This window comes from Microbacterium sp. GCM10027623 (assembly GCF_042666935.1).
In the GTDB taxonomy this organism is placed as follows: Bacteria; Actinomycetota; Actinomycetes; order Actinomycetales; family Microbacteriaceae; genus Microbacterium.
Genome location: NZ_JBHTHE010000003.1, coordinates 195,708 through 221,968, shown reverse-complemented (window position 1 = coordinate 221,968; position 26,261 = coordinate 195,708). Strand labels below are relative to the sequence as shown.

Sequence of the window (26,261 nt, the reverse complement as noted above, 5' to 3'; positions counted from 1 at the left end):
TCGGGGAAATGTAAGGCGTCGGTTCCTGAGCCTGTCGAAGGGCCGACGTTCCAGGATACCGTATGCACGCTGACCGGCCGCTGAGGAGCACCGGATACCATCGGTGGCGTGACCGCCACGCCCTCCCGCGCCCGCCTGTGGTGGGAGATCGCCATCGTCCTCGCCCTCGGTCTCGGACAGTCCGCCGTCTACTCGGTCGTCCAACTGGCCTATCGGCTCACCGACTCCACGCCGCTGGCCGAGCAGACGACGACGCTCAACCCGCCGCGCAGCGATCGCGAGATCTTCGACCTCGTCTATCAGCTGCTCTCGATCGGCTTCGGGATCGTCCCCGTCCTGCTGGTCTGCTTCCTGCTCTGGCGTTCGCGGCGGCCGCACCTCTCCGCGCTGGGGCTGAGCGGGCGAGACCACGGGCGCGACGTCGGCTCGGGCGTGATCCTGGTGCTGGCGATCGGCATCCCCGGTATCGGGCTGTACCTGCTGGGTCGCTCCCTGGGCTGGTTCGTCGCGGTGAACCCCGGCGGTCTCGACGCGCACTGGTGGACGGTGCCGATTCTGCTGCTCTCGGCAGCGCGCGCCTCGATTCAGGAGGAGTTCGTGGTGCTCGGTTACCTGTTCGCGCGCCTGCGGCGGCTCGGCTGGGGGCCGTGGCCGATCATCGTGGCGACGAGTCTGCTCCGCGCCTGCTACCACCTGTACCAGGGGCCCGGTGCCTTCGTCGGCAACTTCGCGATGGGGATGCTGTTCGGCTGGCTGTTCGCCCGCAGCGGCCGGCTGCTGCCGTTCCTGGTCGCGCACTTCCTCATCGACGCGGTCGCCTTCGTGGGATACCCCTGGGCGGCGGCCATGTGGCCGACGTTGTTCGGGTTGCCCGGCTGACAGTCCGCCGGGCGCAGCAGGTCAGGACATCCGGAGGCGGGATGCCCCGGCTCAGCGGGTCAGTGCCACGGCGGTCGCCGCCCACACGATGAGGGCGAGCAGGACGGCCAGCGCCGGCCAGTCCCAGCCGCGGCGGATCGGCGCATCGGCATCCGCCGACGCAGCCCGCCATCGCTCGCGCACGCCCTCCAGCTCGCGCACCCCCGTCGGCGGCCTGATGCCCTCGACCTCGCGCTCCTGCGGCGTCTGCCTGCGGGGACGGGACCGCGCCGGACCGCCCATCGCGGTGATCTTCGTCCCATCGTCGAGGTGGAACTCCATCTGCCAGCGGAAGTCGACGTCCCGGACATGCGCCCAGCCGAACGTGGTGCGCCGCAGCAGGTTCTGCACCACCGCGCCGCGATCGGAGACGCGCAGCATCGATGCGGCGGACGCGGCGTACATGACCCACAGCGCGAACAGCACCCAGGGCGCCAGCAGCATCATCTGCGCGAAGCCCGCCCTGACCACCGCATCGCCGAGCAGGTACACCGCCGCGAGGGCGGTGACCGCAAGCAGGACGATCCCCGTCCACGGACGGAACGTGCGCGGACGGGAATCGCTCGTCTCCTGGTGAGGAGAGCTCACCAGCCTCCCCCGCCGAGCGGGATCGAGGCACCAGGGATGGCATCGAGCAGGCGCTCGGTGTACTCCTTCTGCGGGTTCGCGAAGATCTCGTCGACCGACCCCTTCTCGACCAGCTTTCCCTTCTCCATCACGGCGACCAGGTCGCTGGAGACGCGCACCACCGCCAGATCGTGCGTGATGAACAGGTAGGTGAGCTTCAGCTCGCTCTGCAGCTCGGCCAGCAGCCGCAGGATCTGCGCCTGCACCAGCACGTCCAGGGCCGAGACGGCTTCGTCGAGCACGACGACCTCGGGCTTCAGGGCGAGGGCACGGGCGATCGCCACGCGCTGACGCTGACCGCCGGAGAGCTCGTTGGGGTAGCGGGCCGCCACCTCACGCGGCAGCGCCACCTGGTCGAGCAGCTCCAGCACCCGCTCGCGACGAGAGGCCTGATCGCCGACACCGTGGATGTTCAGCGGCTCGGCGATGGTGTTGCCGATGTTGCGCAAGGGGTCCATGGAGCCGTACGGGTCCTGGAACACCGGCTGCATGCGACGGCGCAGTGCGAAGGACTGCGCCGCGGAGAGACCCGACACCTCCTCGCCGGCGACCTCGATGCGTCCCGATGTGGGCTGCTCGAGCTTGAGCACCATCCGCGCGACCGTCGTCTTGCCCGAGCCGGACTCCCCCACCAGGGCGAGGGTCTTGCCGCGAGGGATCGAGAAACTGACGTCGTCGACGGCCCGGAAGTCCTCGCTGCGGAATCCGCCCATGCGGATCTTGAAGTCCTTCGTCAGCCCCTCGACGCGCACCATGTCCGGGACATCGGTGTCGTCGCCGGTCTCGATGCCGCGGTCCTCGACCACCGCCTGGATGCGGTGCGAAGCGATGCTGGGGGCTGCCCCCACCAGACGCCGTGTGTACGGGTGCTGCGGGTCCTCGAGGATCTGCCTGCTCGGACCGGACTCGACGATGTATCCCTGATTCATCACGATGATCTTCTCGGCGCGCTCGGCGGCGAGGCCGAGATCATGCGTGATCAGCAGCATGGAGGTTCCGCGCTCGCGCGTCAGCTCGGCCATGTGATCCAGGATCACGCGCTGCACGGTCACGTCGAGTGCCGAGGTCGGCTCGTCGGCGATGAGCAGACGCGGGTCCGCGGCCAGACCGATGCCGATCAGGGCCCGCTGGCGCATCCCTCCGGAGAACTGGTGCGGGAACTGGTGCAGACGCTTCTCGGCGTCGGCGAGCCCTGCCTGCTGGAGCACATCGATCGCGCGACGTCTGATCTCGGCGCGCCCCTGGGCCAGGCCGTTCGCCCGGATGGCCTCCTTGACCTGGAATCCGACGCTCCACACCGGATTGAGGTTGGACATGGGGTCCTGCGGGACGAAGCCGATGTCTCGTCCGCGCACCTGCTCCATCTCGCTCCTGCGCATGGCGGTGAGCTCCCGGCCCTCCAGCGTGATCGAGCCGCCGGAGATGCGACCGGTGCCGGGCAGCAGGTTCACGATCGCGCTCGCGGTCGTGGACTTGCCGGATCCGGATTCGCCCACGATCGCGACGGTCTCGCCCGGGAACACATCGAAGTCGATGCCGTGCAGGACTTCGCGCACGCCGCCCTGCCCTCGGAACTCGACCTTCAGGTCGCGGACGCTCAGCAGCGGGGTGTCGTCGATCATGGCGCTCATCGCGTCGCCCTCGCCCTCGGGTCCATGGCGTCGCGGACGAGTTCGCCCAGCATGATGAACGCCAGCACGGTGATCGTCAGCGCGATCGACGGATAGATCAGCGACATCGGCGCGATGCGCAGGCTGCGCTGTGCATCGCTGATGTCACGGCCCCACGACATCACGTCGCCGCCCATCCCGACGCCGAGGAAGGTCAGCGTCGCCTCGGCGACGATGGCGCCCGCCATCGCAAGGGTCGCCAGCACCAGGAGCGGTGCGAGCGCGTTCGGCAGGACGTGCGAGGTGAGGATCTTGAACCGGCCGAGTCCCAGCGCCGTGGACGCGGTGACGAACTCGGCCTGACGGACGCGCAGGATCTCCGCCCGCACCACGCGCGCGGTCGATGCCCAGGCGAAACCGCCGATGGCGATCGACATGGTCAGCACGTTGCGGTACTGCGCGAACACGGTCATCACGACGACCGCGGCGAGGATGTACGGGATCGAGAAGAAGATGTCGCCGACACGGGACAGCAGCGCGTCCAGCCAGCCGCCGTAGTATCCGGCCAGGGCCCCCATGACCAGTCCGATGCTCGACCCGATGATCGTCGAGAGCAGTCCGACCGTGAGCGAGGTGCGCGCGCCCCAGATGATGCGGGCATAGATGTCGCACCCCTGGAAGGTGAAGCCGAGGGGGTGGCCCGCCTCGGGCAGCCCGTTGGAATTGGCGAGCTGGCAGTTGTTGTTCGGCGGCGTCTGCGTGAACAGCGTCGGCCACACCGCCATGAGCAGGATGACGCCGACGATGCCGACCGAGATCCAGAACAGCGGGCGGCGGCGCAGGTCGTACCAGGCGTCGCGCCACAGGTTGGATGGCTTGCCGCTGACGCGCACGGCGTCGGTGGGCGGCTGCTCCTCGACGACCGACGCGACGTAGTGCGGGATGCGCCGTTGGGGCTTGGCGGGTTCAGGCATAGCGGATCCTCGGGTCGAGCAGACCGTAGAGCAGGTCGACGACCAGGTTCACGAGCACGTAGAGGATGACGAAGACCGTGACGAACGACACGATCGTCGGCCCCTCGTGCTTCAGCGTCGCGGCGAACAGGGTGTTGCCGACGCCAGGGATGTTGAAGATGTACTCGGTCACGGTGGCGCCGACCAGCAGCACGCCGAAGTTGGTGGCCGAGTTGGTGATCACGGGGATCAGGGAGTTGCGCAGCACGTGCACGGGCAGCACGCGATAGCCGGGCAGCCCCTTGCTGTACGCGGTGCGCACCCAGTCCTGATTGAGCGTGTCCAGCACCGAGCCGCGCATCAGCCGCATGCTGGTGGCGTACAGGCTCAGGCCGAGCACGATGGCGGGAAGCCACAGGTCGCCCCAGTCGTTCTGCGCGCCGACCGTCGGCCGGAACCAGCCCAGCTGGAGGGCGAAGAAGTACTGCGCGATGAAGCACATCACGAAGATGGGCATCGACAGGAAGATCAGCGACACGACCAGGTTCAGGTGGTCGGAGAACTTGCCCTTCCGCAGCGCCGAGATCGCGCCGATGATGATCGACAGGACGAACTCGAGCCCGATGGCCATGACGGCGAGGCGTCCGGTGACCGGAAGGGTGCGCTCGAGCACCGCGTTGACGGACTGTCCGGAGAAGGTGGTGCCCATGTCGCCCTGGAAGATGCCGAGCATGTAGTAGTAGTACTGCACCAGGAAGGGCTGGTCGAGGTGGTACTGGGCTCGCACGGCGGCGAGCAGAGCTTCGCTGGGCGGCTTGTCGCCGAACAGCGCGAGGATGGGGTCTCCCGGCATGAGGAAGACCATGGCGTAGATGAGCAGGGTGGAGCCGAAGAAGACCGGGATCAGCTGAAGAAGCCGGCGCAGGATATAGGCGAGCATCCACTCTCCTTCCGTGGAGGTGAGGGTGCAGGACGCATACCAGGAGGCGGCGACAGGAGCGTCGCCGCCTCAGGGTATGAGCTGCGTTACTTCTTCGACTTGGTGATCTCGTAGTACAGCGGGACGGAGTTCCAGCCGAACGTCACGTTCTGGACGTCCTCGCCGAAACCGCCGTTCACGTTCTGGTACCAGAGCGGGATGGCCGGAAGGTCCTCGAGGAGGATCTCCTGGGCCTTCTTGTAGTCGGCCTGCGCAGCCTTCTCGTCGGTCGCGGCCGCGCCGTCGGCGAGCAGCGAGTCGACCTCGGGGTTGGAGTAGTCGCCATCGTTCGAGGAGGCACCGGTCGCGTACAGCGGGAACAGGAAGTTGTACAGCGACGGGTAGTCCGCCTGCCAGCCCGAGCGGTTCGCGGTCTGGATGGTGCGCTTGCCGCTGGCGTCGCGCTTGTTGACGTCGGCACGGAGCGTGGCGAAGTCGACGTAGGCCTTGCCGGCCGCCTCGATTCCCAGGGTGTTCTTGATCGAGTTGGACACCGCGTCGACCCACACCTGGTGCGGTCCGTCGGAGTTGTACGCGATCTCGAAGGTGCCGGACCACGGGGCGATCTTGTCGGCCTCGGCCCACAGCTTCTTCGCCTCGTCCGGGTTGAACTTCAGCACGTCGCCGCCGTCGAGCGCCTCGCCGCCCCCGTCGATGACGGGAGAGGTGAAGTCCGTTGCCGGGGTGCGGGTGCCGTTGAACACCTTGTCGGTGATCTCATCGCGGTTGATCGCCATCGAGAGTGCCGCACGGCGCAGCTTGCCCTCTTCGCCGGCGAAGTGAGCGACCTGCTCGCCGATCGTGAACGACTGGAAGATCGCTGCCGGCTGGTTGACCGCGCGGTCGCCCAGCTCGTCCTGATAGATGGCGAGCGACGACTCCGGGATCTGGTCGATCACGTCGACGTTCCCGCCTTGCAGGTCCGCGTAGGCCGCGTCGAAGGAGGCGTAGAACGTGATCGTCAGACCGCCGTTCATCACCTTGCGGTCGCCCTGGTAGTCCTCGTTCTTGACCAGGTCGATCTTGACGTCGTGCTGCCAGGCGCCGTCACCGGCGAGCTTGTAGGGGCCGTTGCCGATCGGGTTCTCGCCGAACGCCGCCATGTCGTCGAAGGCGACGTCGGGCAGCGGGTAGAAGGCCGAGTAGCCGAGGCGCGTCGCGAAGTCGTTGGCGACGGGCGAGGTCAGCTCGATCGTGAAGGTGTGGTCATCGGTCTTCTTCAGGCCGGTGAGCTCGGAGTCGGCGTCGGCCTTGAAGCCCACGATGTCCGAGAACCAGGACTGGTTCAGCTGCTTGTTCGACAGCTGAGCGCCCCAGTTCCAGGCCTTGATGAAGTTGTCGGCCTTCACTTCCGTGCCGTCCGTGAACTTCTGACCCTTCTTGAGGGTCACGGTCAGTGTGGTCGGGCTGTCGACCTTGATGTCCTCGGCCATGTCGTTGACGAGCTTGCCGTCGCCGTCGTAGAAGGCCAGGCCGGCGAAGATCGCGTCGAGGATCTTGCCGCCGCCGACCTCGTTCGTGTTCGTCGGGATGAGTGCGTTCTCGGGCTCGGAGCCGTTGGTCGTGATGATGGCGGTGGCATCGACATCGCCGCCGCCCGTGTCACCACTCGGCTGCGGTGTCGAGCCTGACGAGCATCCGGCGAGCGCCGTGACGCCCGCCACCAGAAGTGCCGCACTCGCAAGTGCGATCCGATTGCGCTTCACTTGTGTCCTCCTATGGACGTTGGAGCGATAACCGCCTTCCGTGTGAGAAGGCGGCGCATAACCCCGATCCTAGATCGGGTTCAACCGCGGGAGACGGCCGAGGGCCTAACTGTTACTCACCCTTAACCGAAGTCGCCCCGCCGTGGTGTCCATGGCGGGGCGACCCTGGCCGCTTACGCGAAGGCCTCGATCGGCGGGCAGGCGCACACGAGGTTGCGGTCGCCGTAGGCCTGATCGATGCGGCGCACCGGCGGCCAGTACTTGGTCGCGACCAGCGAGCGCACCGGGTACGCGGCCTCTTCGCGGGTGTACGCGTGCGTCCACTCCCCCGAGATCAGCGACGCCGCGGTGTGCGGCGCATGCACCAGGGGGTTGTCGTCGGCGGGCCAGCGGCCCGCGGCGACGGCATCCGCCTCGGCCTTGATCAGCGTCATCGCCTCGATGAACCGGTCGATCTCGCCGAGGTCCTCGGACTCCGTCGGCTCGACCATCAGCGTGCCCGGGACCGGGAACGACATGGTCGGGGCATGGAAGCCGTAGTCGATCAGGCGCTTGGCGACGTCGTCGACGGTGATGCCGGTGGCCTCCTTGAGCGGACGCAGATCCAGGATGCACTCGTGCGCGACACGCCCCTGCTCGCCGGTGTACAGCACCGGGAAGTGGTCGGCCAGCCGCGCGGCGATGTAGTTGGCGGACAGCACGGCCGCCGCCGTGGCATCGCGCAGACCGTCCGCGCCCATCATGCGCACGTACGCCCACGAGATCGGCAGCACGCCCGCCGAGCCGTAGGGCGCGCCCGAGACGGGCCCGCCCTCGAACACGTGGCCGCCGGCGTGCTTCGCCTTCTGCTCCTGCGGGTGACCGGGCAGGAAAGGCGCGAGGTGCGCCTTGGCCGCGACCGGGCCGATTCCGGGTCCGCCACCGCCGTGCGGGATGGCGAAGGTCTTGTGCAGGTTGAGGTGCGAGACGTCGCCGCCGAGGTCGCCGAACCGGGCGTAGCCGAGCAGCGCGTTGAGGTTCGCGCCGTCCACGTACACCTGGCCGCCCGCATCGTGCACGGCGGAGGTGATCTGGACCACCTGCTCCTCGTACACGCCGTGCGTGGACGGGTAGGTGATCATGAGCGCCGCGAGGTTCTCGGCATGCTGGGAGATCTTGGCGTGCAGGTCGTCCAGATCGACGTTGCCGAGATCGTCGGTGGCGACCACGACGACCTTCATGCCGGCGAGCACGGCGGATGCCGCGTTCGTGCCATGCGCCGACGACGGGATCAGGCACACCGTGCGGTGCTCCTCGCCGTTGGCGTGGTGGTGACCGCGGATGGCGAGCAGGCCCGCCAGCTCACCCTGGGAACCGGCGTTCGGCTGCAGCGAGACGGCGTCGTAGCCGGTGACCTCCGCGAGCCATCCCTCCAGCTGATCGATCATCGCGAGCGAGCCCTCGACGTCCTCGCGAGGGGCGAACGGATGCAGCTGGGCGAACTCCGGCCAGGTGATGGCCGCCATCTCGGTGGCGGCGTTGAGCTTCATCGTGCACGAGCCCAGCGGGATCATGCCGCGGTCGAGCGCATAGTCGCGATCGGCGAGCTGCTTGAGGTAGCGCATCATGGCCGTCTCGGAGCGGTGCACGTGGAAGACCGGGTGCGTGAGGTACTCGTCATCCCGGTGCAGGGCGGCGGGAAGCGCGTTCTCGGAGCCTGCGACGAAGCCGAAGACGCGCTCCTCCCTGCCTCCGAAGAGCAGCGCGACGCGGTGCAGATCGGCGAGGGTGCTGGTCTCGTCCACCGAGATGCCGACGGTGTCGGCATCCGCCAGACGCAGCAGGATGCCGGCGGCGTGCGCCTTCGCGACCATTGCCTCGGCACCGCCCGCGACCCGGACGTTCAGGGTGTCGAAGAAGGCGTCGTGTACGACATCCGCTCCGGCCTCGACGAGCCAGTCCCGCAGGACTGCGGTCTGGGAGGCAACCTCGGAGGCGATCGCACGAAGACCGTCCGGCCCGTGGTACACCGCATACATGGAGGCCATCACGGCCAGCAGCACCTGAGCGGTGCAGATGTTCGAGGTCGCCTTCTCGCGACGGATGTGCTGCTCGCGCGTCTGCAGCGACAGACGATAGGCGGGGTACCCGCTCGCGTCGACCGAGACGCCGACCAGGCGTCCCGGCAGCTGGCGCTCGAGGCCCGCACGCACGGCCATGTACCCGGCGTGCGGTCCGCCGAAGGCCATCGGCACGCCGAAGCGCTGGGTCGTGCCCACGGCGACGTCCGCGCCGAGCGAGCCCGGCGAGCGCAGCAGGGTGAGACCGAGCAGGTCCGCCGCGACGACGGCGATGCCGCCGGCCACGTGCGCGGCGTCGATGACGGCGCTCGGGTCCCAGACGCGACCGGAGGCCCCCGGGTACTGCAGGAAGACACCGAACAGGGCTTCGGGCAGCTCCTCGCCGCCGGCGAGGTCCCGTTCCACGAGCTCCACCCCGACGGCATCCGCCCGTGTCTTCAGCACGGCCTTCGTCTGCGGAAGGGCGTCGGCGTCGACGACGAAGACATCGGTCTTCGCCTTCGAGGCGCGCCGCGCGAGCAGCATCCCCTCGGCCACGGCGGTCGACTCGTCGAGCATCGACGCGTTGGCGGTGGAGAGTCCGGTGAGGTCGGAGACCATGGTCTGGAAGTTGATCAGAGCCTCGAGCCGGCCCTGGGAGATCTCCGGCTGGTACGGCGTGTAGGCGGTGTACCAGGACGGGTTCTCGAGCACGTTGCGCTGGATCACCGACGGCGTGAAGGTGCCGTAGTAGCCCTGGCCGATCATGGCGCGGTTCACCGTGTTGCGGTCGGCGAGCGCGCGCAGCTCGGCGAGCGCCTCGGCCTCGGACGCGGCCACGGGGATGCTCGAGTCACCAGCGTCTGTATAGATGGATGCGGGCACCGCCTGGCGCATCAGCGTCTCGACGGACTCGTCGCCCGTGCCCGAGACGCCGAGGACGTCGAGCATCTGCCGCTGGGCGTCGGAGGTGACCCCGATATGACGATCGGCGAAGGAGACCACTCTCAGCCCTTCGTGATCGCGGTGTAGGCGTCGCGGTCGAGCAGACCGTCCAGCGCGCCGTCGGCGACGGCGACCTTGATCAGCCAGGCGTCCTCGAACGGCGAGGCGTTCAGCAGCGCGGGGTCGTCGACGACCGCCTCATTGACCTCGGTGACGGTGCCGGTGACGGGCGCGTACAGCTCGGAGACCGACTTGGTCGACTCGGCCTCGCCGAACACGTCTCCGCGGGTGAGTTCGGTGCCCACCGCGGGAAGCTCGACGAAGACGATGTCGCCGAGGGCGTCGGCGGCGAAGTCGGTGATGCCGATCGTCGCGGTCTGGCCGTCGACGGCGACCCATTCGTGCTCTTCGCTGTACTTGAGGGTGGTGAGATCGGTCATTTCTTCCTCCGGTAGAAAGGCAGGGCTGTCACGGTCGCGGGGATCTTGGTCCCACGCACATCAAGGAATACTGCGGTTCCCTCGTCGGCGGAAGAGGGATCGACGAAGGCCATCGCGATGGGGTGGCCGAGCGTCGGGCTGAGGGCGCCGCTGGTGATCTCTCCGAGGACGCTGCCGTCTTCGGAGACCACGGCGTAGCCGGCGCGGCCGGCGCGTCGGCCCTCGGCGGTGAGGCCGACGAGCACGCGGGCGTCCGCGGCGGGAGTGATGGCGTCCTTGCCGACGAAGCGCTCCTTGTCGGCGACGACGACGCGACCCAGTCCCGCCTGCGCGGGCCTGGTCTCGCGGGAGAGCTCATGCCCGTAGAGCGGCATTCCCGCCTCCAGACGCAGCGTGTCGCGGGCAGCGAGTCCGGCGGGAACGAGTCCGTGCGGTTCGCCGGCGTCGAGCACGGCATCCCAGAGCGCCTCCGCGTCGGCTGCCGCGACGAGCAGCTCGAAGCCGTCCTCGCCGGTGTAGCCCGTGCGGGCCAGCAGCAGCGGCTTGCCGGCGAAGGTCGCGGTGGCCCAGGAGTAGTACTTCTGCTCGGCCCAGGGGATGCTGACGTCGTCGATGCCTGCGACCTCGGTGAGGATCTGCTCGGAGGCAGGACCCTGTACGGCGATCAGCGCGTAGTCGTCGGAGACGTCCTCGACGGCCACGGCGAAGCCGGTCACCCGGGCCTGCAGGCCCTCGCGCACGGCATCCCGGTTGCCCGCATTCGAGATGATCAGGAAGTCGTCGTCCTGCAGGCGGTAGACGATGACGTCGTCGACGATGCCGCCGTCCTCCGCGAGCAGCAGCGAGTACTTCGCCTTGCCGACCGTCATCGCGGAGAGCCGTCCGGCGAGCGCGTAGTCGAGGTAGGCCGGGGCGTCCGCACCCCGTACGGTGAACTCGGCCATGTGCGAGATGTCGAAGACCCCGGCCGCTGTGCGCACCGCGTGGTGCTCGGCGAGGTCGGAGGTGTAGCGCACCGGCATCTGCCAGCCGCCGAAGTCGGTGAAGGACGCCCCGAGCGCCTCATGGCGTGGTCGGAGCGGGGTGAACCGCGGCTCTGCCGCGGAATCGGATGGAGGGGTTTCGGTCACGGAGCTCTCCCGGTCTGGTCGGGCGGGACGCCGTCTTGGTCGTCCTCGGAACTCCCCCTCTGTCATCGGGCCTGAGAGCTTCGCCCGTCCTTCGACGGGCCCGGGGACCCATGCCAGGAGTGGCTTTCACCGTCGGCGGATGCGTGAGCATCGCTTTCCAGAGCGGCCGGACCGGAACGGTAGGGATACCTGAGAGATTGGCGGGGAGGCTTGCTCCTTCGGTGCCCGGCTGCGCTCACCGGGCTCTCCCGCACAGGTCATCGGCCTGTGTTCAGTTAGAGCTCCAGCATAGCGGCACCCGGCCGTGCGCACGTGGCCGGATTCGCGAGCTCATCGGCCGCGCGCGGCACTCCTCTAGGCTCGTCATCGTGACCGTAACGACAGCTGAGAACGACGCGATCCGCGTGGCGGTGTCGACCGTCATCTTCTCCCTGCGCAGCGCCGCCGAGGGCGATCGCCTGATGCTGCCGCTGGTCCGACGCACACGCGAACCGCACCGCGGCGCATGGGCGCTGCCGGGAGGCTGGCTGGACCCCGCCGAGGACCTGGACGCCGCGGCATCCCGCACCCTTGCTGAGACGACCGCGCTCAAGCCGAGCTACCTGGAGCAGCTGTACACGTTCGGCGACGTCGATCGCGCGCCGACCCGGGCGATCTCCATCGTGTACTGGGCGCTGCTGCGGTCGGACCTCGTCGACGCGCAGCGCTCGGCGAGCGACGCCCCCGAGAATGTCGAGTGGTTCGACGTCGACGCCATCCCGCCGCTGGCGTTCGACCACAATCGCATCGCGGAGTACGCGCTGGACCGTCTGCGCAACAAGGTCGCGTACAGCCGCATCGCCGCGGGGCTGCTGCCGGATGAGTTCACGCTCACCGAGCTGCGCGAGGTGTACGAGGCCGTGCTCGGCAGGCGGCTGGACCCCTCGAACTTCCGCCGTCTGCTGGAGGGATCCGACGAGCTGGTTCCCACGGAGTCGTTCCGCACCGGCAAGCACCGGCCGGCGCGCCTGTACCGCTACCACGCCGACTGACCGCCCCGTCCGCCGCTGGCCCGAGGTGTGCGCGACGTCACACGGATGACCTCGGATTGCACTTCTGGTCATATCGACATAATCTGTGACTCGCACAGTAAGTGTCGAAGTGACTATAAGGCGGCGCCCGATGTCCACCCCCCTCCTCTCCCCCGAAATCGACCCCTCGGTCGACCACGCTCTGCAGGCGATCATCTCGGGCTCCTCGACCGAGTCCACCTGCACCACCGACCTCGCGGCGGGCCCGTGGGACTTCGACAGCCGCCCCGGCTACGGTCCGGGCTCCTCGATGGGCGACGTCATTCCCACCGGGGCCCCGCGCCAGGGAGAGCTGCCGCAGGAGTACCGCGACGCCGACGAGGCCGAGCTGCACGCGCGCATCGACGCCGCCAAGCAGACCCTCGGCGATCGCGTCGTCGTGCTCGGGCACTTCTACCAGCGGGAAGAGGTGGTCCGGCACGCCGACTACGTGGGCGACTCGTTCCAGCTCGCGAACGCCGCGCTGGAACATCCCGAAGCCGAGGCCATCGTGTTCTGCGGCGTGCACTTCATGGCCGAGACCGCCGACCTGCTCTCCCGTCCCGAGCAGTCCGTGATCCTGCCGAACCTCGCGGCGGGCTGCTCGATGGCGGATATGGCCGACATCGACCAGGTGGAGGACTGCTGGGAGCAGCTCGCCGACGTCTACGGACCACTGGACCAGCCGGATGCCGACGGCCTCGTGCCCGTCATCCCGGTCACCTACATGAACTCCTCCGCGGCGATCAAGGGCTTCGTCGGCCGTCACGGCGGGATCGTGTGCACGTCGTCGAACGCGACGACGGTGCTGGAATGGGCGTTCGCCCGCGGCCGGCGCGTGCTGTTCTTCCCCGACCAGCACCTGGGCCGCAACACCGCCAAGGCGATGGGCGTGCCGCTGGAGCAGATGCCGATGTGGAACCCGCGTCGGCCCCTGGGCGGTTCGACGGTCGCAGAGCTGCAGGACAGCCGCGTGATCCTCTGGCACGGATTCTGCTCGGTGCACCGCCGCTTCAGCGTCGCCCAGATCGACCAGGCCCGTGCCGAGCACCCCGGCGTGCGCGTGATCGTGCATCCGGAGTGCCCGATGGAGGTCGTGGATGCCGCCGACGAAGCGGGCTCCACCGAGTACATCCGCCGCGCGATCGCCGACGCGACCGAACCCACCACCTTCGCCATCGGCACGGAGATCAATCTGGTGAGACGCCTGGCCGCGCAGTATCCGCAGCACGAGATCTTCTGCCTCGATCCGGTCGTCTGCCCGTGCTCGACCATGTACCGCATCCACCCCGGTTACCTCGCCTGGGTGCTGGAGGAGCTGGTCACCGGGACCGTGCAGAACCGGATCCGCGTCGCGGATGACGTCGCCGCCCCGGGCCGGCTCGCGCTGGAGCGGATGCTGGCGGCGAAGCCGCGATGAGGGTCCTCGTCGTCGGCGCGGGCATCGCGGGACTCACCGCGGCCCTGCGCGCGGACGCCCTCGGTCACGACGTCGAGGTGCTCGTGAAGGGGCGCCTCGGCGAGGGAAGCACCACGCACGCCCAGGGCGGCATCGCCGGTCAGTACGGTCCAGGAGACTCGGCGGCACTGCACGCGCTGGACACCGTGCACGCCGGAGACGGCCACGGCGATCCTGCGGCGATCGGCGCCCTCGTGGATGGCGCCGCGTCCGCGCTGGAGGCATTGATCGACGCCGGTGTGCGCTTCGATCTCGCTGCCGACGGATCCATCGCCCGGGGCCTGGAAGCCGCGCATTCGCTGCCGCGCATCGCCCACGCGGGCGGAGACGCCACGGGTCGCGCGATCTCGGACGCCCTCACGCACCGCCTGCGGGCGAGCGGCGCGACGGTGCGCGAGCGGGCGTTCGCCTCGGACCTGCTGGTCGAGGGCGGGCGGGTGCGCGGCATCCGGCTGCTGGACCACACGCGCGTCGATGCGGATGCCGTGATCCTCGCCACGGGCGGTGCCGGGCACCTGTATCCCTTCACGACCAATCCGGTCGGCACCACCGGCGACGGCATCGCGATGGCGCTGCGCGCCGGGGCGTCAGTGGCCGATCTGGAGTTCGTGCAGTTCCACCCGACCGTGCTCATCGATGGCGACGGCGCGTTCCTCCTCTCGGAGGCCGTGCGCGGAGCGGGCGCGACGCTGCTGGATGCCGAGGGCCGGCGATTCCTGCTCGACGAGCACCCCGACGGCGAGCTGGCCCCGCGCGATGTGGTCGCGCGTGCCGTGGCCGGGCAGGCGATCGCTCAGGGCTCGCCGGTGCGGCTGGACGCGACGCGCCTGGGCCGCGACCGGCTGGCCCAGCGCTTCCCCACCATCGACGCCGAGCTGCGGCGACGCGGATACGACTGGTCCGAGGAGCCCGTGCCCGTCTCTCCCGCCGCGCACTACCTGATGGGCGGCGTCGCCACCGACACCGAGGGACGCACGTCGCTGCCCGGCCTGTGGGCCGTGGGAGAGACCTCCCGCACCGGTGTGCACGGCGCGAACCGGCTGGCATCCAACTCGCTGCTGGAGGGCGCGGTCTTCGGCGCGCGCGCCGCGGACTCCCTCGCCGCCACGTCGCCCACCACGTTCCCCGGGCGGGGCGCACCATCTCGCCGGACGGAAGGCGACCCTCCGGGACCCGGGGACGATGCTCCGCGCTTCTCGCGTCTGGCCCTGCAGCGGCTGATGTGGGAGAACGTGGGACTGCGGCGAGATGATGCCGGCCTCTCCCACGCCGCCCGAACGCTGAGTTCCTGGGTCGCACCGCAGCCGCGCACTTCGTGCGAACAGGAGGATGCGAACCTGCTCGTCACCGCCCGTGCCGTGACAGCCGCCGCGCTGGCGCGCGCCGACTCGCTCGGCGCGCACTTCCGCCTCGCCCCCGCTCTGATCGGAGCTCGATGATCACCCCGGCCACCCTGCACCGCACCGTGCGCGCCGCACTGGAGGAGGACGCCCCCTGGGGTGACATCACCAGCACCGCCCTGCTGCCCGACCACGCCCACGCCACAGCCGACCTCATCGCCCGGGAAGCGGGCGTGTTCAGCGGTGGCGAGGTCTTCGCCGCCGCCTTCGCACTCACGGATCCTGCCGTGCAGATCGACCTGCATGTGGGGGACGGCGACCGGTTCGACGCCGGCGACGCTCTCGCCTCGGTGTCAGGCAGAGCACGCAGTCTCCTCACCGCCGAGCGCGTCGCGCTGAACTTCACCCAACGGATGAGCGGCATCGCGACGCTCACCGCCGCGTACACGGATGCCGTGACCGGCACCGGCGTGCGCATCGCCGACACCCGCAAGACCACGCCGGGGCTTCGGGAATTCGAGCGGCACGCTGTGCTCTCAGGCGGCGGCAGCAATCACCGCCGGTCGCTGTCGGACGCCGTGATGGCCAAGGACAACCACCTCGCCGTGCTGCGCCAGGGCGGACGAGACCTCGCGTCAGCCCTGCGCGAGGCACTCTCCCGACTGCCGCACACCACGCATGTCGTGGTGGAGGTGGACCGGCTCGACCAGATCCCCGCGGTGCTCGACGGCGGCGCCGACACCGTGCTGCTGGACAACTTCTCCCTCGACGAGCTGCGCGCGGCAGTCGATCTGCTCGCCGGGCGGGCGACCGCCGAGGCCTCCGGCGGGGTGAACCTCGACACCGTGCGTGCCATCGCCGAGACCGGCGTGCAGGTGATCTCGGTCGGGGCCCTGACGCACTCCGCCCGCGCGCTGGACCTCGGGCTCGATCTGCGGATCGACTAGTGCTCTATCTCGATCACGCGGCGACCTCGCCGGTGCGTCCCGAGGTCCTCGAGGCGATGCGTCCGTACCTGACGGACGTGTACGGCAACCCGTCGAGCCACCACACGGCAGGCGAGGCCGCATCGTCCGCGCTGCAGCAGGCACGGGAGCGCGTCGCCGCCCGCCTCGGCATGCGGCCCTCCGACATCGTCTTCACCTCCGGAGGCACCGAGGCGAACAATCTCGCGGTGAAGGGCATCGTGCTCGGCACCCTGCCGTCCCCGCCCGGACGACGACACCTCATCACCACCCCCCTGGAGCACGAATCGGTGCTGGAGTCGGCCGAGCATCTGCATCGCCTGCACGGCGTGGACGTCACCCGCCTGCCTGTCGACGGGCAGGGTTCCCTGCGGCCCGACGATCTGGCCGCGGCGCTGCGGGACGAGACCGCCCTGGTCAGCTTCGCGCACGCCAACAACGAGATCGGCACGGTGCAGGACGCCGCGGCGCTGGCGGCCGTCGCCCGCGAGCGGCGCGTGCCGGTGCATGTGGACGCCGTGCAGTCCGCAGGCTGGCTGGACCTGCGCCAGCTCGGAGCGGACGCCGGAATCGCGGCGATCTCGATCGCCGGCCACAAGCTGGGCGCCCCCAAGGGCACCGGCGCGCTCGCCGTCCGCTCGCGCATCCCGCTCGAACCCCTGCTGCACGGCGGCGGCCAGGAGCGGGGACGTCGCAGCGGCACGGAGAACGTCGCCGGTGCCGTCGCCCTGGCGCTCGCCCTCGAACTGACCGAGCACGAGCGCGAGCAGCGCACCGCGGCGATCGCCGCGACGAGGGACGCCTTCATCGCCGGCGTGCTTCATGCCGTGCCTCAGGCGGCGTTGACCGGTTCGCCCGATCACCGACTGCCGAACCTGGCGAGCTTCACGTTCGCCGGCACGAGCGGCGAGGCGATCCTGCTGGAGCTCGAGCGCCGCGGCGTGATCTCCTCCAGCGGCTCGGCGTGCGCCGCGGGGAGCGATGAACCCTCGCACGTGCTGCTGGCCTGTGGAGTCGCCCCCGAGATCGCGCAGACCTCGGTACGCTTCACCTTCGATCGTGCTCCCCTGCCCGAGGGGTCGGGACAGCACCTGGCCGCACTGGTCGCCGCCGCGGTGGCGGGCGTCGTCGGCTGAACGCGTGCGCGCCGATCCGCACCCCGGTCACGCCGGGTTCGCGGCATCCCACCAATCCAGCACCCGGGTGCCGGTGAGAGTGAGCCACTTGGACGGCTCGCCCTGCGGTGCGTCGATCTCCACCCAGACCGCACCACCCGGGCGCCCGCCCTGCAACCAGGTGCCGTCGGGCCTGCGCGCCGCGCGCACGACCTCCGCAGCCTCGGCGAGGCGCGGGTCGGGCTCGGACTGCTCCAGCCGGGCGACGGCGCGGAAATGGTCCAGTGCGGCGAGTGCGCTGTACTGCCACCTGCTCGGTGCGATGAAATCGGTGACCCATGGTCCCACGATCTCGCCGTCGGACAGGCGTCGCATCAGGCCGCGCTCCAGCAGATACCCCTCACCGCCGTGCCGCGCCTCACGCAGCGCGGTGTCGCCGGTGATGTCCTCGTAGGCGAGCATCTCGACGACGGCGTTGAGCGTGGAATGGAACGACGAACGCACGGAGTTCCCCTCCTCTGCTTCGCAGTTCCACCCGCCGTCGGCCAGCCGGTGGGCGGGGAACCAGTCCGCCAGCGCCGACACGTCGGCGCCCAGCCAGGCGCCGGTCGCCAGGGTGAACGCGTTGATGCAGACGTCGACCTCCCCTCCCCAGTACGGCAGGTCGTCGTACTCCCAACGGCTGTTCTCGGCGAGCTTCTCCGCCGTCCCGGCCAACGCGCGCGCATCCAGTCCGAGCACGCGCAGGTCCCTCAGTGCCCAGGTCGTGGCGATCCAGGGCTGTTCACCCGCGGTGCGCTCGATCACGCCCGCGCCGTCGAAGTCCTTCGAGGGGAAGTACGCGCCGCCGGCCCATTGCCCGTCCGGATCCTGGTGGGCGAGGATCACCGCGCCGAACCCCTCGGTGCCGACGCGCGACCGTGTCGCCTGCCATGACGCCTCGGGCGCACCCAGCAGGTCGCGCTCGAGCTGCCATCGCAGCGACGGATCCGAATCGAGCAACCAGTTCGTGATGTCCTTCGTCAGCGAAGTCATCTTCCGCACGTTACGCCGCCCCTCCTCCATCCGGAAGCCTCGCCCGCCGTAGGATCGGTGACGTGCATCCGCTGGTCACCATGATCGTCCCAGGGCGCGACGTCGCCGCCTTCGCCCCGGCCGCGATCGCGTCGCTGCAGGCGCAGAGCGAAGTGCGCTGGCGTGCGCTGCTCATCGACGACGGCTCGCTCGACGACACCGGCGCGGTGTTCGCGGCCGCCGCGGCATCGGACCGCCGTTTCGAGCTGCTCCATCACCGGGAGGCGCGCGGTCTCGGCGCCGCCCGCAACATCGGACTGGATCGTGTCGACACGCCTTTCGTGGGATTCCTGGATGCCGACGACGAACTCGCACGGGACGCGCTGAGGCTCTGGCTGAGTGCACTCGACGAGTCCGGCAGCGACTTCGCCGCGGGCGCCTACGTGCGCGCGAGAGCCGTCGACGGCGGCTACACCTCGGGCCGGGTGCAGCCCTGGGTGGCGAGGGCCACCTCGCCGCGTCGGCTGGGCGTCACGCTCGCCGAGCATCCGCACGCGTCCGGCAACATCGTCGCCTGGTCCAAGCTCAGTCGCGCGCACGTCTGGGACGACCTGCGCTTCCCGGAGAACGTGGCGTACGAGGATCAGATCGTGGCGCAGCGCATGTACACGCGGGCACGCGCCTTCGACGTCCTGCCCGACGTGGTGGTGCGCTGGCGTCTGCGTGCCGACGGCACCTCGATCACCCAGGGGAAGGCACGTCTGCCTGTGCTGCACGACTACCTCACGGCGCTGCGCGGCGGTATCCGAGTGCTGCACGATGCCGGTGTGGTCGAAGCCGTCGTCACCCGCCTGGACCTGATCTTCGCCATGGATCTGCCCCCGCTGCGCGAGATCGCGCGGGAGCACCCCGACCCGGCGTATACCGCGATGCTGGACGGGTTCGAACACGAGCTGCGCGCCCTTCCCGAGTTCGCATCCGCTCACCCCGACCCGGCTCTTGCCGCCGCCCTCGCCTGGTGACGACGGTGAGCACCTACCTGGAATCGCTGTTCTCGCTGCAGGGACGAACCGCCGTCGTCACCGGTGGGTCGTCGGGCATCGGCCGGGCGATCGCCTCCGCGCTGGCCCGAGCGGGAGCCGCGACGGTGATCGTCGCGCGCGGCGAGTCACGCATCGCCGACGCCGTACGCGCGCTGACCGATGACGGATGCCGCGCTGCCGGCGTGGTCGGCGATCTCAGCACGCGAGCAGGCATCGGCGAGGTCGCGGAGGCGGCCGCGGAACCGTTCGGCGAACCCGACATCCTGGTGAATTCGGCGGGCGTCAACATCCGTCCTCCGATCTCGGAGATCACGGAGCGGGACTGGGATCTGACGCTGACCGTCAACACGCTCGCGCCGTTTCTGCTCGGCCAGCGCTACGCGCCAGGGATGGCGCGGCGCGGGTTCGGGCGCCTGATCCACATCAGCTCCCAGCAGGCGCACCGCGCTTTCGTCTCCAGCGGGGTCTACGGCGTCTCGAAGGGCGCGGTCGAATCGCTCATGCGCTCCGAGGCCGAGGCATGGGGCGGCACCGGCGTGACGAGCAACACGTTGGTGCCGGGTTTCGTCCTCACGCCGCTGAACGCGCGACTGCAGGACGACACCGCGAAGGTGGCGGAGCTCGCCGCGCGCACCATGATCGGTCGCAACGGTCTGCCCGAGGACTTCGCGTCGGCGGCGGTCTTCCTCGCCGGCGCCGGCTCGGCGTACGTCACCGGGCACTCGCTGTTCGTGGACGGCGGGCTGTCCGCTCACTGATGCCGATCGGCGACGTTCGCATCCCCGGCCGTGCGGTCAATGGCCCGTCGGCGGCCACGCGTCGCGGAGACTCGAGTCCGGGTGCAGCGACGGATCGAGGGCGACGTGGGGCTCGATGCGCGCAGCGGCCACCTGCTGCGCGGCCAGTTCGGCGTACAGCCCACCGGCCGCGAGCAGTTCGGCGTGCGTGCCGGACTCGATGATCCTTCCCGCTTCCAGCACATGGATGGCGTCGGCACCCATCACCGTCGACAGCCGGTGCGCGATGGAGATCACGGTGCGCCCCTTGGCGGCTTCATCCAGCGCCTCCTGCACGACGCGCTCGGAGACCGTGTCGAGCGCGGAGGTCGCCTCGTCGAGCAGCAGCACCGGCGGGTCCTTCAGCAGCACGCGGGCGATGGCGATGCGCTGCTTCTCTCCGCCCGAGAGACGGTAGCCGCGCTCGCCGACGACGGTGTCGTAGCCTGCCTCGAAGCCGGCGATGATGTGGTGGATGTTGGCCGCGCGGCACGCCGCCTCGATCTCGGCGTCGGTGGCGTCCGGCTTCGCGTACCGCAGGTTCTCGCGGATCGTGGAGTGGAACAGATACGTCTCCTGCGAGACGATGCCGATGTCGTCGATGATCGCGTCCTGGCGGAGGTCGCGGACGTCCGCACCGGCGAAGCGCACGGTGCCTGCGCTGGCCTCGTAGAGCCGGGGTGCGAGGTACAGGATCGTTGTCTTGCCCGCGCCCGACGGGCCGACGAACGCGACGTGGCTGCCGGGTTCGGCGACGAAGGAGACGCCGTCGAGTGTCGCGCGGGAATCGTCCGCGGCATCCGGGTAGCGGAAGACGACGTCCTCGAACTCGACACGGCCGCGCGGGCCGGGCGCGGATGCCATGCCGATGGCGTTCGGAGCATCGCTGATCTGCGGCACGAGGTCGAGGTACTCGAAGATGCGCGCGAAGAGCGCCTTGGAGGTCTGCAGGTCCAGCGCGACGCGCATGAGACCCATCAACGGCATCAGCAGCCGTGCCTGGACAGTCGTGAACGCCACGATCGCCCCCGCGGTGATCTCCGGTGCGCCGCCGCCGATGAACAGACCGGCGACGAGGTAGATCACCGCAGGCACGCTCGACATGAGCACCTGCACGACCGCGAAGAAACCCTGGCCGCTCATGGCACGCCGCACCTGCAGACGCACCTGGTTGCGGTTCTCGTCCTGGTAGCGAGCGGACTCCGTGCGCTGGCGGTTGAAGGACTTCGACAGCAGGATGCCCGAGACGCTGAGTGTCTCCTGCGTGATGCTGGTGAGCTCCGAGAGCGACTCCTGCGTCTCACCGGCGATGCGTGCTCGGATCTGACCGACCCGCCGCTGGATCAGGACGAGGACGGGCATCATCACCACCGCGATCAGGGTGAGGCGCACGTCGATGACGATCATGGCGACCAGCGATGCGATCACCGTGACCGTGTTGCCGAGGATGCTCGTCACGGTGTTCGTCAGCACGCCGGAGACCCCGCCGACATCGTTCTGCAGCCTCGACTGGATGACGCCCGTCTTGGTGCGGGTGAAGAAGGCCAGCTCCATGGCCTGCAGGTGCTCGAACAGCTTCACCCGCAGGTCGCCGGTGACCTCGTTGCCGACGGTGGAGGTGAGCCAGGTCTGCACGACGCCCAGCACGGCCGAGAGCAGGAACAGTCCGATCATGATGCCCACCAGGGCTGACAGCAGCGGGATGTGCGGCCCTCCGCCGTCGAGCGGGAAGAGCGCGTCATCGAAGATGCGCTGCACGAGCAGCGGCGGGATGACGGCGAGCCCCGCGCCGACCACGACGAGCAGGGCGGTCAGCAGCAATCGTGACCGGTAGGGGATGAACAGCTCGACGACGCGCCGCCCCAGTCCCGCGACGGCGGGAGCCGATGCGTTGAGCCTGCGCTGCGCCGCCTCGTCCACACCGCGGAAGCCTCCGCCGCGTCCACCCATGCTCATCCCCTCAGGTTAGTGCGCGCCTCGGACGTCGGAATGAAACGTCGGTGCGACCGGTTACGCTGTAACGCTGATCCACCACCGCGCTGATCCACCGGCACGGGGTGCGCCCCTCGCATGGGTCGCCCTGCACACGCCACCTGTCAAGGAGTCCCATGTCTGCCGTCCACACCGGAGCCGTCCCCGTGCAGCGCACGACGCCGGGCTTCATCCCCGCCAAGGACATGGCGGTCATCTGGGTCCTGCTGGCGGCCGCCTTCGTCGCGATCCTCAACGAGACGACGATGGGGATGGCAATCCCGCATCTGATCTCGGACCTCGGGATCACCCCGATCGCCGCGCAGTGGGTCACCAGTGCCTTCATGCTCACCATGGCGGTCGTCATTCCGATCACGGGCTTCCTGCTGCGTCGCTTCACGACCCGGCAGATGTTCCTCGCCGCGATCGCGCTGTTCTCGGCGGGCACGCTGCTCGCCGCCCTGGCAGCGGGTTTCCCGATGCTGCTGGGAGCGCGCATCGTGCAGGCGTCCGGCACCGCTGTCATGATGCCGCTCCTGATGACCACGATCATGAACCTCGTCCCGGCGGCTTCGCGCGGCCGCATGATGGGGCGCGTCAGCATCGTCATCGCGCTGGCCCCCGCCATCGGTCCCACCATGTCGGGCTTCCTGCTGGACCACTTCGGCTGGCGGGCCATCTTCGTCGTGGTGCTGCCGATCGCGCTGGTGGCGATGCTCATCGGATGGCGCTGGCTGACGAATGTCGGCGAGACCACCCGTGCGCCGATCGACCCGCTGTCGATCGTGCTGTCGGCGTTCGGCTTCGGCGGGCTCGTGTACGGGCTCAGCCAGATCGGCGGACTCGGTCAGGGTGCCAGCTGGGCGCCGATGGCGATCGCCCTCGTGGTGGGAGTCGCCGGTCTGGGTCTGTTCCTGTGGCGACAGGTCATCCTGCAGAAGTCGGATGACGCGCTGCTGGACCTGCGGGTGTTCGCCTCGCGGGACTTCTCGCTGTCGATGACCCAGATGTTCCTGCTGTCGCTGGCTTTCTTCGGCAGCATCACCGTCGTCCCGCTGTACCTGCAGGACGCCCTGGAACTCAAGGCGCTCGATGCCGGACTGATCGTGCTGCCGGGCGCACTGGCGATGGGCCTGCTCGGTCCGGTGATCGGCCGCATCTACGACAGTCACGGCACGCGGATCCTGCTCATCCCGGGTTCGATCCTGGCCGCCGCCACGCTGTGGCTGTTCACCACGCTGACGGTCGACAGCTCGATCTGGTTCGTCATCACCGCGCAGACGCTGCTCTCCGTGGGGCTCGCGCTCTCGTTCACCCCGCTGTTCACCGCAGCGCTGGCGTCGCTGAAGCCGAAGTTCTACTCGTACGGCAGCGCCGTGATCGGAACCGTGCAGCAGGTGGCGGGCGCCGCAGGCATCGCGGTGATGATGGCGATCTTCACGTCGATCGTGAACGCCGGGGGCGGCACCGAGGTTCCGCAGGCCGTGGCGGCGGGCACCCGCACATCGCTGACCATCGGCGCGATCATCGCCACGATCACGATCGTGGGAGCCTTCCTGATCCGCAAGCCGGAGGACGACGGCGAGGGGTCCGCACCGCACGCCGGCCACTGAGCGGCAGGTCCTTCCGCTCCGGGCAGCGGCGGAGTACCGTCCAGTGGCATGATCATCACTCCCCCGGCGCAGGAGGACGCGAGCGGACCTGTTGCGCGGATGTACCAGAACGATGTGGTCGAAGACGGCTTCGTGCACACCTACACGGCCGCGATGGCGCTGAACCCCGAGGCCGACGAGGCATTCAGGGCTCTGGTCAGGGCAGTCCTGCCGTCGATCGGCGTCCGCGTCTACGAGGCCGCGACGCTGGGGGCGGCACGCGCGATCGGATCAGTGCACTGCCTGACCGCGCACGCGCGCAAGTCACTGAAAGCAGGCACACCGACGAGGCGGGGCTGCGGGCGTTCGCCGCGGACGAGGACGAGGGGTTCGACGCCGCCGAGCAGGCGGTGATCCGCTTCGCGGAGAAGCTCTCGACCGCACCGGCGACCATGAGCGACGCGGACTCCGCCGAATTGCGCGCGTACGGCTTCAGCGACCGGCAGATCGTCGACATCACTCTCGCGGCCGGCCTGCGCAATCATTTCAGCCGGTCTCTGCTCGCTCTGGCGGTTCCTCTGGACGAGGATCCGCTGCTGCCGGCCGATCTGGCTGCGGCTCTGCGCACCCGGGCCGAGCGCCGGTGAGGCGGACGCAGCCTCTTCGTCGTGCGCGCGAACGCCCTGCCGCCGACGCGATGCCATAGCAGCCCGCGGGTGCTCAGCCGCCAGACGGCGCCTTCGTCACGGTGGGCAGCACGCAGTATCCGTCCACGCACATCCCCGCAGCCGCGTCCGACTCGATCAGCTGCAGCGACGGGGGCGCGGAGGGCGCCGAAGTCTCTGTGACAGGAACCTGCTTCTCAGCCATCCCTCGATGGTACGCCTTGCCGCAGGCACTGGCACCGCCGCCGGATCGGGGCCGAGCTCGCCGGCACGGATCAACCCGCTTCCGCTGCCGTCCTCCAGCCGATACTGTGCGGAATCATGAACACAGAGGCCGTTCGTCCAGGCGAGACTCCGTCGGAGCGCGCGGACCGCAACTGGAATGAGCTGATGCAGGAGCTGCGGGTCATGCAGACCGGCACGCAGATTCTCAGTGGCTTCCTGCTCGCCGTCGCCTTCCAGCCCCGCTTCGCCGAGCTGGACGACCTCCAGCGGGCGCTCTACGTCACCCTGGTGCTGCTCGCCGCGACGGCGACCGTCCTCGCGCTCACGCCGGTCGGGTTGCACCGGATGCTGTTCCAGGAGCGGCGCAAGATCCAGCTCGTCCGGGCGACGGACCGGCTGGTCAAGGTGAACCTGATCGTGATCGGCGCGGTGACCGTCGGCGTGGTGGCGCTGATCCTCGACGTCGCCCTGGACCGCACCACCGCGATCGTCGTGGCTGTCATCGGCGTGATCGTGATCCTGGTGCTGTGGGTGGGTCTGCCTCCGTTGCTGCGCCGACGACCGCGAGGAGAGCCCGACGTGGAGGAAGAAGAGACGTCGCACATGTGAATGGCCTGCGAGTACGCCGCTGAGGTTGAATCACCGGACGGAGTGCGGAATCGTGGCCCGGACACCGCGCTGAACGGTGCGGTGCCCGCAACCGGAAGGAGAGCAGCATGCTCACCCTGACCGACAACGCAAACACCATCGCCGCGACGATCGTCGCACAGCAGAGCACGACGCCGGATGCGGGACTGCGCATCCATTCGTCGGGCACTGCCGCAGAGCCGCGCTTCGCGGTGACCATCGCCACCACACCGGAACCCGGTGACGCGGTCATCGGCGATGAGGACATCCGCGTGTTCCTGGAGCAGGCCGTCGCGGAAGCCCTGGACGACAAGGTGCTCGATGCCTCTGTCGACGAGGAGGGTGCCGTCTCGTTCACCCTGCTCCCCCAGCCGGCCTGACGCTGCAGTCCGCCAGGCCATCAGCGCGAAGAGCCGTCGTCCGCCACATCGGACGGCGGCTTTTCGTATGCCGGGTCGCGCATGCGATCTGACCTAGCGTGAGGGGATGCTGCGCCGCCTTCTCTCGCGCCTGTTCTGGACGTTCAGTCGCTGGACGCTCCGCACCGAGCCCGCCCCGACCCGTCCGACCGTGCTCGTCGGTGCTCCGCACACCTCGAACTGGGACTTCGTGCTCATGCTCGCCATCGCCTGGCGCCTCGGCGTCGACCTGCGCTGGCTGGGCAAGAAGAGCCTCTTCGCCGGATGGCGCGGCGCGATCATGCGGCGCCTCGGCGGCATCCCGGTGGATCGCGAAGACCCGGGCCGCGTGGTCGACGACGCAGTCGCCGCGGTGCGCTCAGGCGAGATGTTCGGACTGGTCGTCACACCCGACGGCACCCGCAAGGGCCACTCGTACTGGAAGTCGGGCTTCTACCGGATCGCGCGCGAGGCCGGGATGCCGGTGACGCTCGGCTTCGTCGACCGCACCACGATGACAGCGGGACTCGGCCCGACCATCGATCTGACCGGAGACGTCGCCTCCGACATGGACCACATCCGGGCATTCTATGCAGACAAGGCCGGACTGCGTCCGGAGCACCGCGTGGAGCCGCGGCTGCGCGACGAGGACGCCGGGGACTGACGCGGCGGCCC

25 protein-coding genes and 1 riboswitch are annotated in these 26,261 nt (G+C 69.4%); of the genes, 14 read left to right on the top strand and 11 right to left on the bottom strand.

The features are described from left to right. Positions 1–108: 108 nt before the first annotated feature. Positions 109–879, top strand: a complete 771-nt coding sequence (locus ACFQY2_RS13495; RefSeq protein ID WP_378746406.1) for a CPBP family intramembrane glutamic endopeptidase — start codon at positions 109–111, stop codon at positions 877–879. Positions 880–930: 51 nt separating this feature from the next. Here ACFQY2_RS13495 and ACFQY2_RS13490 read toward each other — a convergent pair whose 3' ends face one another. The 8 genes from ACFQY2_RS13490 to gcvT all read right to left on the bottom strand — a co-directional run bounded on the left by ACFQY2_RS13490 (position 931) and on the right by gcvT (position 11,347). Next, the gene (locus ACFQY2_RS13490; RefSeq protein ID WP_378746405.1) at positions 931–1,506 is read right to left on the bottom strand and encodes a PH domain-containing protein; all 576 of its coding nucleotides are present in this window, start codon (positions 1,504–1,506) and stop codon (positions 931–933) included. Then, the gene (locus ACFQY2_RS13485; RefSeq protein WP_378746404.1) at positions 1,503–3,176 is read right to left on the bottom strand and encodes a dipeptide ABC transporter ATP-binding protein; all 1,674 of its coding nucleotides are present in this window, start codon (positions 3,174–3,176) and stop codon (positions 1,503–1,505) included. Before ACFQY2_RS13485 ends, ACFQY2_RS13490 begins: the two co-directional genes overlap by 4 nt. After that, positions 3,173–4,129: an ABC transporter permease gene (locus ACFQY2_RS13480; RefSeq protein ID WP_378746403.1), complete on the bottom strand. Its 957-nt coding sequence runs from the start codon at positions 4,127–4,129 to the stop codon at positions 3,173–3,175. The genes ACFQY2_RS13485 and ACFQY2_RS13480 overlap by 4 nt, the downstream gene beginning before the upstream one ends. After that, complete coding sequence (locus ACFQY2_RS13475) at positions 4,122–5,048, bottom strand: ABC transporter permease (protein WP_378746402.1); 927 nt, start codon at positions 5,046–5,048, stop codon at positions 4,122–4,124. Before ACFQY2_RS13475 ends, ACFQY2_RS13480 begins: the two co-directional genes overlap by 8 nt. Positions 5,049–5,134: 86 nt before the next feature. Continuing rightward, the gene (locus ACFQY2_RS13470) at positions 5,135–6,793 is read right to left on the bottom strand and encodes an ABC transporter substrate-binding protein (protein ID WP_378746400.1); all 1,659 of its coding nucleotides are present in this window, start codon (positions 6,791–6,793) and stop codon (positions 5,135–5,137) included. Between the two features lie 173 nt (positions 6,794–6,966). Further along, positions 6,967–9,783: an aminomethyl-transferring glycine dehydrogenase gene (gene gcvP, locus ACFQY2_RS13465; RefSeq protein WP_378746794.1), complete on the bottom strand. Its 2,817-nt coding sequence runs from the start codon at positions 9,781–9,783 to the stop codon at positions 6,967–6,969. A 56-nt stretch (positions 9,784–9,839) separates the two neighbouring features. Then, on the bottom strand, positions 9,840–10,217 hold the full coding sequence (gene gcvH / locus ACFQY2_RS13460; protein WP_378746399.1) for a glycine cleavage system protein GcvH: 378 nt from the start codon (positions 10,215–10,217) through the stop codon (positions 9,840–9,842). Next, entirely contained in the window at positions 10,214–11,347 is a 1,134-nt protein-coding gene (gene gcvT / locus ACFQY2_RS13455; RefSeq protein ID WP_378746398.1) for a glycine cleavage system aminomethyltransferase GcvT, read from the bottom strand. Before gcvT ends, gcvH begins: the two co-directional genes overlap by 4 nt. 167 nt (positions 11,348–11,514) lie before the next feature. Next, positions 11,515–11,608: riboswitch (glycine riboswitch) on the bottom strand. 107 nt (positions 11,609–11,715) lie between these two features. On the opposite strand from gcvT, the gene ACFQY2_RS13450 reads away from it, so the two are divergent. The 5 genes from ACFQY2_RS13450 to ACFQY2_RS13430 all read left to right on the top strand — a co-directional run bounded on the left by ACFQY2_RS13450 (position 11,716) and on the right by ACFQY2_RS13430 (position 17,296). Continuing rightward, complete coding sequence (locus ACFQY2_RS13450; protein ID WP_378746397.1) at positions 11,716–12,378, top strand: NUDIX domain-containing protein; 663 nt, start codon at positions 11,716–11,718, stop codon at positions 12,376–12,378. 130 nt (positions 12,379–12,508) lie between these two features. Next, positions 12,509–13,816, top strand: coding sequence for a quinolinate synthase NadA (nadA, locus tag ACFQY2_RS13445; protein ID WP_378746396.1), 1,308 nt, complete (start codon positions 12,509–12,511; stop codon positions 13,814–13,816). Beyond that, positions 13,813–15,294, top strand: coding sequence for an L-aspartate oxidase (gene nadB / locus ACFQY2_RS13440; RefSeq protein ID WP_378746394.1), 1,482 nt, complete (start codon positions 13,813–13,815; stop codon positions 15,292–15,294). The genes nadA and nadB overlap by 4 nt, the downstream gene beginning before the upstream one ends. After that, on the top strand, positions 15,291–16,142 hold the full coding sequence (gene nadC, locus ACFQY2_RS13435) for a carboxylating nicotinate-nucleotide diphosphorylase (RefSeq protein WP_378746393.1): 852 nt from the start codon (positions 15,291–15,293) through the stop codon (positions 16,140–16,142). The genes nadB and nadC overlap by 4 nt, the downstream gene beginning before the upstream one ends. Then, positions 16,142–17,296 (top strand): cysteine desulfurase family protein, encoded by a 1,155-nt coding sequence (locus ACFQY2_RS13430; RefSeq protein ID WP_378746392.1) that lies wholly within the window; start codon positions 16,142–16,144, stop codon positions 17,294–17,296. Before nadC ends, ACFQY2_RS13430 begins: the two co-directional genes overlap by 1 nt. A 27-nt stretch (positions 17,297–17,323) precedes the next feature. Here ACFQY2_RS13430 and ACFQY2_RS13425 read toward each other — a convergent pair whose 3' ends face one another. Further along, a complete protein-coding gene (locus ACFQY2_RS13425; protein WP_378746391.1) occupies positions 17,324–18,310 on the bottom strand; it encodes a squalene cyclase in 987 nt (328 codons plus the stop codon). Between the two features lie 62 nt (positions 18,311–18,372). On the opposite strand from ACFQY2_RS13425, the gene ACFQY2_RS13420 reads away from it, so the two are divergent. Both ACFQY2_RS13420 and ACFQY2_RS13415 read left to right on the top strand, forming a co-directional pair. Then, the gene (locus tag ACFQY2_RS13420; RefSeq protein ID WP_378746390.1) at positions 18,373–19,311 is read left to right on the top strand and encodes a glycosyltransferase family 2 protein; all 939 of its coding nucleotides are present in this window, start codon (positions 18,373–18,375) and stop codon (positions 19,309–19,311) included. Positions 19,312–19,316: 5 nt separating this feature from the next. Further along, complete coding sequence (locus ACFQY2_RS13415; RefSeq protein ID WP_378746389.1) at positions 19,317–20,090, top strand: SDR family NAD(P)-dependent oxidoreductase; 774 nt, start codon at positions 19,317–19,319, stop codon at positions 20,088–20,090. 36 nt (positions 20,091–20,126) lie between these two features. Here the strand turns inward: ACFQY2_RS13415 and ACFQY2_RS13410 are convergent, their stop codons facing one another. Next, positions 20,127–22,058 carry an ABC transporter ATP-binding protein gene (locus ACFQY2_RS13410; RefSeq protein ID WP_378746793.1) on the bottom strand — a complete coding sequence of 644 codons (1,932 nt, stop codon included), beginning with the start codon at positions 22,056–22,058 and terminating at the stop codon, positions 20,127–20,129. A 158-nt stretch (positions 22,059–22,216) separates the two neighbouring features. Between ACFQY2_RS13410 and ACFQY2_RS13405 the strand changes: the two genes are divergently transcribed. From ACFQY2_RS13405 to ACFQY2_RS13395, 3 genes are read left to right on the top strand one after another with little or no spacing between them, the layout of a single operon-like run. Next, entirely contained in the window at positions 22,217–23,692 is a 1,476-nt protein-coding gene (locus ACFQY2_RS13405; protein ID WP_378746387.1) for an MDR family MFS transporter, read from the top strand. Between the two features lie 48 nt (positions 23,693–23,740). Next, the gene (locus ACFQY2_RS13400) at positions 23,741–24,085 is read left to right on the top strand and encodes a hypothetical protein (protein WP_378746386.1); all 345 of its coding nucleotides are present in this window, start codon (positions 23,741–23,743) and stop codon (positions 24,083–24,085) included. Next, the gene (locus tag ACFQY2_RS13395; RefSeq protein WP_378746385.1) at positions 24,082–24,318 is read left to right on the top strand and encodes a hypothetical protein; all 237 of its coding nucleotides are present in this window, start codon (positions 24,082–24,084) and stop codon (positions 24,316–24,318) included. The genes ACFQY2_RS13400 and ACFQY2_RS13395 overlap by 4 nt, the downstream gene beginning before the upstream one ends. A gap of 73 nt (positions 24,319–24,391) precedes the next feature. Here the strand turns inward: ACFQY2_RS13395 and ACFQY2_RS13390 are convergent, their stop codons facing one another. Next, a complete protein-coding gene (locus tag ACFQY2_RS13390; RefSeq protein ID WP_378746383.1) occupies positions 24,392–24,541 on the bottom strand; it encodes a hypothetical protein in 150 nt (49 codons plus the stop codon). A gap of 116 nt (positions 24,542–24,657) precedes the next feature. On the opposite strand from ACFQY2_RS13390, the gene ACFQY2_RS13385 reads away from it, so the two are divergent. The 3 genes from ACFQY2_RS13385 to ACFQY2_RS13375 all read left to right on the top strand — a co-directional run bounded on the left by ACFQY2_RS13385 (position 24,658) and on the right by ACFQY2_RS13375 (position 26,250). Further along, on the top strand, positions 24,658–25,170 hold the full coding sequence (locus ACFQY2_RS13385; RefSeq protein WP_378746382.1) for a DUF6328 family protein: 513 nt from the start codon (positions 24,658–24,660) through the stop codon (positions 25,168–25,170). Between the two features lie 107 nt (positions 25,171–25,277). Further along, the gene (locus ACFQY2_RS13380; protein ID WP_378746381.1) at positions 25,278–25,568 is read left to right on the top strand and encodes a Fe-S cluster assembly protein HesB; all 291 of its coding nucleotides are present in this window, start codon (positions 25,278–25,280) and stop codon (positions 25,566–25,568) included. 106 nt (positions 25,569–25,674) lie between these two features. After that, the gene (locus tag ACFQY2_RS13375) at positions 25,675–26,250 is read left to right on the top strand and encodes a 1-acyl-sn-glycerol-3-phosphate acyltransferase (RefSeq protein ID WP_378746380.1); all 576 of its coding nucleotides are present in this window, start codon (positions 25,675–25,677) and stop codon (positions 26,248–26,250) included. Positions 26,251–26,261 lie beyond the last annotated feature (11 nt).

What these genes read in the sequence shown, in the direction of transcription:
- ACFQY2_RS13400 (WP_378746386.1), top strand. Translation starts at nt 23,741, where the DNA reads ATGATCATCACTCCCCCGGCGCAGGAGGACGCGAGCGGACCTGTTGCG.
- ACFQY2_RS13375 (WP_378746380.1), top strand. Translation starts at nt 25,675, where the DNA reads ATGCTGCGCCGCCTTCTCTCGCGCCTGTTCTGGACGTTCAGTCGCTGG.
- ACFQY2_RS13380 (WP_378746381.1), top strand. Translation starts at nt 25,278, where the DNA reads ATGCTCACCCTGACCGACAACGCAAACACCATCGCCGCGACGATCGTC.
- gcvH (WP_378746399.1), bottom strand. Translation starts at nt 10,217, where the DNA reads ATGACCGATCTCACCACCCTCAAGTACAGCGAAGAGCACGAATGGGTC.
- nadC (WP_378746393.1), top strand. Translation starts at nt 15,291, where the DNA reads ATGATCACCCCGGCCACCCTGCACCGCACCGTGCGCGCCGCACTGGAG.
- ACFQY2_RS13405 (WP_378746387.1), top strand. Translation starts at nt 22,217, where the DNA reads ATGTCTGCCGTCCACACCGGAGCCGTCCCCGTGCAGCGCACGACGCCG.
- ACFQY2_RS13385 (WP_378746382.1), top strand. Translation starts at nt 24,658, where the DNA reads ATGAACACAGAGGCCGTTCGTCCAGGCGAGACTCCGTCGGAGCGCGCG.
- ACFQY2_RS13480 (WP_378746403.1), bottom strand. Translation starts at nt 4,129, where the DNA reads ATGCCTGAACCCGCCAAGCCCCAACGGCGCATCCCGCACTACGTCGCG.
- nadA (WP_378746396.1), top strand. Translation starts at nt 12,509, where the DNA reads ATGTCCACCCCCCTCCTCTCCCCCGAAATCGACCCCTCGGTCGACCAC.
- ACFQY2_RS13410 (WP_378746793.1), bottom strand. Translation starts at nt 22,058, where the DNA reads ATGGGTGGACGCGGCGGAGGCTTCCGCGGTGTGGACGAGGCGGCGCAG.
- ACFQY2_RS13475 (WP_378746402.1), bottom strand. Translation starts at nt 5,048, where the DNA reads ATGCTCGCCTATATCCTGCGCCGGCTTCTTCAGCTGATCCCGGTCTTC.
- ACFQY2_RS13485 (WP_378746404.1), bottom strand. Translation starts at nt 3,176, where the DNA reads ATGAGCGCCATGATCGACGACACCCCGCTGCTGAGCGTCCGCGACCTG.
- ACFQY2_RS13390 (WP_378746383.1), bottom strand. Translation starts at nt 24,541, where the DNA reads ATGGCTGAGAAGCAGGTTCCTGTCACAGAGACTTCGGCGCCCTCCGCG.
- nadB (WP_378746394.1), top strand. Translation starts at nt 13,813, where the DNA reads ATGAGGGTCCTCGTCGTCGGCGCGGGCATCGCGGGACTCACCGCGGCC.
- ACFQY2_RS13425 (WP_378746391.1), bottom strand. Translation starts at nt 18,310, where the DNA reads ATGACTTCGCTGACGAAGGACATCACGAACTGGTTGCTCGATTCGGAT.
- gcvP (WP_378746794.1), bottom strand. Translation starts at nt 9,783, where the DNA reads ATGCTCGACGTCCTCGGCGTCTCGGGCACGGGCGACGAGTCCGTCGAG.